A 3,638-nucleotide genomic window follows, 5' to 3' on the forward strand; every position below is an offset into this window, starting at 1 on the left:
CCCTCACTCCATGCTTGCTCAATAATACGGACAGTTGGAACTTCCGGAGGAATTGAAATAGTAATCCCTATGGTTTTAGCTTTTTTCCATTCATCAAGGGAAAATAAGTTTTCAGCAATTTTATTCGATAATTCTTCGTGCTCCTCTTTAGTTAGCTCCATTAAACGAGATCTAACTTCCTGCCGGAGCTTTTTCTTATGTTCTCTCATCTTTTCCGACTCCTTTAGTCTACTTCTATTATTATCTCATAATATTTATTCATTTACTAAATACGAAGTAGAAAATTGTCGAATTATTCCGTGCATATTAGGAAAAGGTTCATTAAAATGAGCTCGATTCTTTCAAAAATCGAATATTAAAGCGGAGACAATCAAAAAAGCATAAAAAAAAACAACAGGAAAAATCCTGTTGCTTACTTTGTTTCACGGTGAGTGGTGCTGCGTTTTTCTCTTGAGCAGTATTTTTTAAGCTCAAGACGGTCTGGATTGTTACGTTTATTTTTTTTAGAAATATAGTTACGGTCTCCACATTCAGTGCAAGCTAACGTAATATTCACGCGCATGTGTATTTCCCTCCAAACATATTGACTTTTTCACATAGGACTTTTCTATAATAGCATTATTTGTTGTGAATTGCTAGTATGTTTTTCGGGAAATACAACATAAACTTTTTTTATAGTTTATTACCCATGTTTTGCATCGTCAGGAGAAGCTGATTATTTATGACTTTTGCTTCTTCTCTAGTTTCAGCATGAATGGCCCAAGCCACCGCTTCCACACATTCCTTCGGCAAGATCTCCGTCTCTAAGGTAAACATACTCGTGACCTCTCCCTTGGCAAGCGGTGAATAGGCAAGTAGTCCTTCTTTCAGTGATTTAAAACACCCCTCTTGATACAGGCTTCCTTTACCTTGAATGCAATATTGCGAGATACTTTTACCCTTTACCAATCCCCCTAATAAAGCAATCGATTGAGGGGCAACATGTAAAATTGCCCTTTCATTTGGACTGTAAAAAGCCACTGCCTGCCTTTCGAAAGCGTTTTCATAGTGGAAAAACACCTTCGGATGTTTAGGCTCAAATGAGGTATTCCTTATCGTAAACTTTGAAAAGGTTACCTGTCCCTGAGTATAAGTTTGTACAAGCGTCCGTAACTCCCCGTTAGGATGACTCATTATATCCTCTTCAGGATACCAATCAAAACTCTCGTCCATCCATAGCCCAGCCTTTAACCCCTTTCGATATAATTCCTGGTTATCCTGCGGCATATACGCGGATAGTGAACTCATACAATCATCCCTTTCTCTAATTAATTTATATATAACTTATCGTTAGGCGCTGACAGCGATACTATCCTTTTTAGATTCTGCACACCATATTCTTCTTTAGTTTTCACTTATAATTAACTATTCTAAATATTTCGTCTTTTCTTTTTATTCTATCTTCATGTTAGCATTGAATTGGCTTATGGACAATAAACACATTTTGTCGAATTTTATGTAAGTTGGCTAGCAAAGGGTTTTTCCCTGTTTTAAAATCAAAAATTTTCCATCTCAGTAAAAGGCATCATGCTTTTCGACAAAAGTTTGTTACAAATAAGACATAATTATGAAGCTAAGCAGTTTTTTAGATGGTATAAAAATATGAAAATCACCAATTTTTTTAAAATATGTGTAAAATATAAGTAAATGTCGAAAATTCTCTTCTGAGGTGAAAGCATGGAAGCCCTTATTATCCTATTATTCTCATTAGCCACCGTTATACTTATGTTTCAAACAAGATAAGATTGCCAAGTTAGAAGAAGATCTAGAACAGATGACCTTAACCTATATGCAGGATATCTACCAATTAAAGAAGAAAGTGAAGATTCTTGAGGAGGAATTTGTTATTCAGGATGAGCTGATTAATCCTGAATCCAAATTCCAACAAGCTGTTCCTTTCAATGAATTGGAGCCTATTCATAAAATTTTAAAAAGCCAGGTTCTTTCTTTATACAGCCAAGGCCTTTCTTTGAACCAAATCGCTGAGCAATCCTCTTTAACAAAGGAACAAACCATCTCTGTCATCGAACAACATAGATTGCGGGTAAACGAAGATGAATAAAGCAACAATGCAGGGTCTTTCCGCCGGTATCATTTTTTCCACTGCAATATTTGCTGGCTTTTATTATGGCACAGGTGCGAATGCAGGCCACGCTCCGACTACGGAGGAAGCTAAGGAATTGCTCGTAAAAAAAGGATTTGTCGTGTCATCTCCGACGGATGATGGCGAAATAGCAAGCAAGCCCTCGAAGAATGCGGACAAAGAAAAACAGAATAAACAAGATGTAAATCCGATTCAGGAAACGAAAGAGAAAGAGGTTTCCAAAAAGGAAGACACTATCGTCTCCTATACTTTAAAAGTGAAATCGAATATGACCACTACAGAAATTACCCAGATTCTAGCTAAAGAGCAAATCATCGATGATGCTGCTGGCTTTGAAGCTTATATGAATGAACATGATTTCTCTAAAAATGTTCAAATCGGCGTCTTTGTCGTTACAAATAATATGACATACAGACAGTTGGCCCATACTTTAACTCATTAAAAAAAGAGAGACTTTTTAATTGGACTTTGTCCGAAAAAAAAGTCTCTCTTTTTCCATTTAGGAATGTATTCATTCATTCCTGCCAATATATCTCCCTCTTACCAGAAAGTAGATATTTTCAGCGATATTCGTTGTATGGTCAGCCGTTCTTTCTAAATAACGGGCAATTAAAGAAAGCTGTGTGATCTGCTGAAGGTTTTTTTCATCTGAAAGTCGAAGGAGACTTCGAATCATCTCTCCATAAAAGCGATCGACCTCATCATCCATTTCAATGATTTCTCTTGAAAGAACAACATCTTCCTTCTCAAATGCATCTATCGAAAGTTCAATCATTTTTAATGTAATATCATGCATCTGCTTTAATGGTGTTAAAGGCAGAATAAATGGCTGGTCACCGATTCGAATGGCTGATTTAGCGATATTAACGCCAAAGTCCGCCATCCTTTCAATATCTGAAGCTATTTTTATAGCAGCAATTATTCTCCGCAAATCAATCGCAACCGGCTGTTGCTTAGCAATCAGTAAAATCGCAAAGTCATTAATTTCCTCTTCTAGTAAATCAGCTATTGTATCATTATCAATAACTTCAAGAGCCTCTTCAAGATTCTTGTTTTCCAAAGCAGTGAATGATTTTGATATCGCACCTGAAGCTAAATTAGCCAACCTCACAATTTTCTCTTGCAATTCTTTTAATTGAAGCTCAAAATTTTCACGAACAACCATTGTCGCATCTCCCTTTCATTTAGCCAAAACGTCCGGTAATATAATCTTCTGTTCTCTTATCATTCGGGTTCGAAAAGATGGTGTTAGTGTCTGAATACTCGATGACTTCCCCATTTAAGAAGAAGGCCGTTTTATCAGAGATACGAGCTGCCTGCTGCATATTATGAGTAACGATGATGATACTGAAATCTTTTTTTAGCTCTTGGACTAATTCTTCTATTTTCAAAGTGGAAATAGGATCAAGAGCAGAAGTCGGTTCATCCATTAAAATGACATCAGGTTCAATCGCCAGACAACGAGCGATACAAAGGCGCTGTTGCTGTCCACCAG

The 3,638-nt window shown here is 36.7% G+C and carries 7 protein-coding genes; 2 read left to right on the forward strand and 5 right to left on the reverse strand.

The window, feature by feature from the left end; genetic code table 11:
* From AC1DUW_RS23435 to AC1DUW_RS23445, 3 genes are all read right to left on the reverse strand, one after another.
* Positions 1–209: 5-formyltetrahydrofolate cyclo-ligase (locus AC1DUW_RS23435; protein ID WP_477643580.1), on the reverse strand; the 209-nt coding region annotated here is incomplete at its 3' end.
* A 203-nt stretch (positions 210–412) separates the two neighbouring features.
* Entirely contained in the window at positions 413–562 is a 150-nt protein-coding gene (rpmG, locus tag AC1DUW_RS23440) for a 50S ribosomal protein L33 (protein WP_028391797.1), read from the reverse strand.
* 110 nt (positions 563–672) lie between these two features.
* Entirely contained in the window at positions 673–1,287 is a 615-nt protein-coding gene (locus AC1DUW_RS23445; RefSeq protein WP_053346961.1) for a hypothetical protein, read from the reverse strand.
* Between the two features lie 541 nt (positions 1,288–1,828).
* Between AC1DUW_RS23445 and AC1DUW_RS23450 the strand changes: the two genes are divergently transcribed.
* Together AC1DUW_RS23450 and AC1DUW_RS23455 are read left to right on the forward strand one after the other, a co-directional pair.
* Positions 1,829–2,101: a hypothetical protein gene (locus tag AC1DUW_RS23450; protein ID WP_477643581.1), complete on the forward strand. Its 273-nt coding sequence runs from the start codon at positions 1,829–1,831 to the stop codon at positions 2,099–2,101.
* A complete protein-coding gene (locus AC1DUW_RS23455; protein ID WP_053346963.1) occupies positions 2,094–2,585 on the forward strand; it encodes a hypothetical protein in 492 nt (163 codons plus the stop codon). The genes AC1DUW_RS23450 and AC1DUW_RS23455 overlap by 8 nt, the downstream gene beginning before the upstream one ends.
* Before the next feature lie 69 nt (positions 2,586–2,654).
* Here the strand turns inward: AC1DUW_RS23455 and phoU are convergent, their stop codons facing one another.
* Positions 2,655–3,308: a phosphate signaling complex protein PhoU gene (gene phoU, locus AC1DUW_RS23460; protein ID WP_053346964.1), complete on the reverse strand. Its 654-nt coding sequence runs from the start codon at positions 3,306–3,308 to the stop codon at positions 2,655–2,657.
* A gap of 19 nt (positions 3,309–3,327) precedes the next feature.
* Positions 3,328–3,638 (reverse strand): phosphate ABC transporter ATP-binding protein (locus AC1DUW_RS23465; protein WP_477643582.1); only part of this gene is annotated, 311 nt, incomplete at its 5' end.

The sequence above is a fragment of the Peribacillus sp. P4_C12 genome (assembly GCF_056402095.1).

Bases quoted from the DNA above. Each gene is read 5' to 3' on its own strand.
- AC1DUW_RS23450 (WP_477643581.1), top strand. From the start codon at position 1,829: ATGCAGGATATCTACCAATTAAAGAAGAAAGTGAAGATTCTTGAGGAG.
- phoU (WP_053346964.1), bottom strand. From the start codon at position 3,308: ATGGTTGTTCGTGAAAATTTTGAGCTTCAATTAAAAGAATTGCAAGAG.
- AC1DUW_RS23445 (WP_053346961.1), bottom strand. From the start codon at position 1,287: ATGAGTTCACTATCCGCGTATATGCCGCAGGATAACCAGGAATTATAT.
- rpmG (WP_028391797.1), bottom strand. From the start codon at position 562: ATGCGCGTGAATATTACGTTAGCTTGCACTGAATGTGGAGACCGTAAC.
- AC1DUW_RS23455 (WP_053346963.1), top strand. From the start codon at position 2,094: ATGAATAAAGCAACAATGCAGGGTCTTTCCGCCGGTATCATTTTTTCC.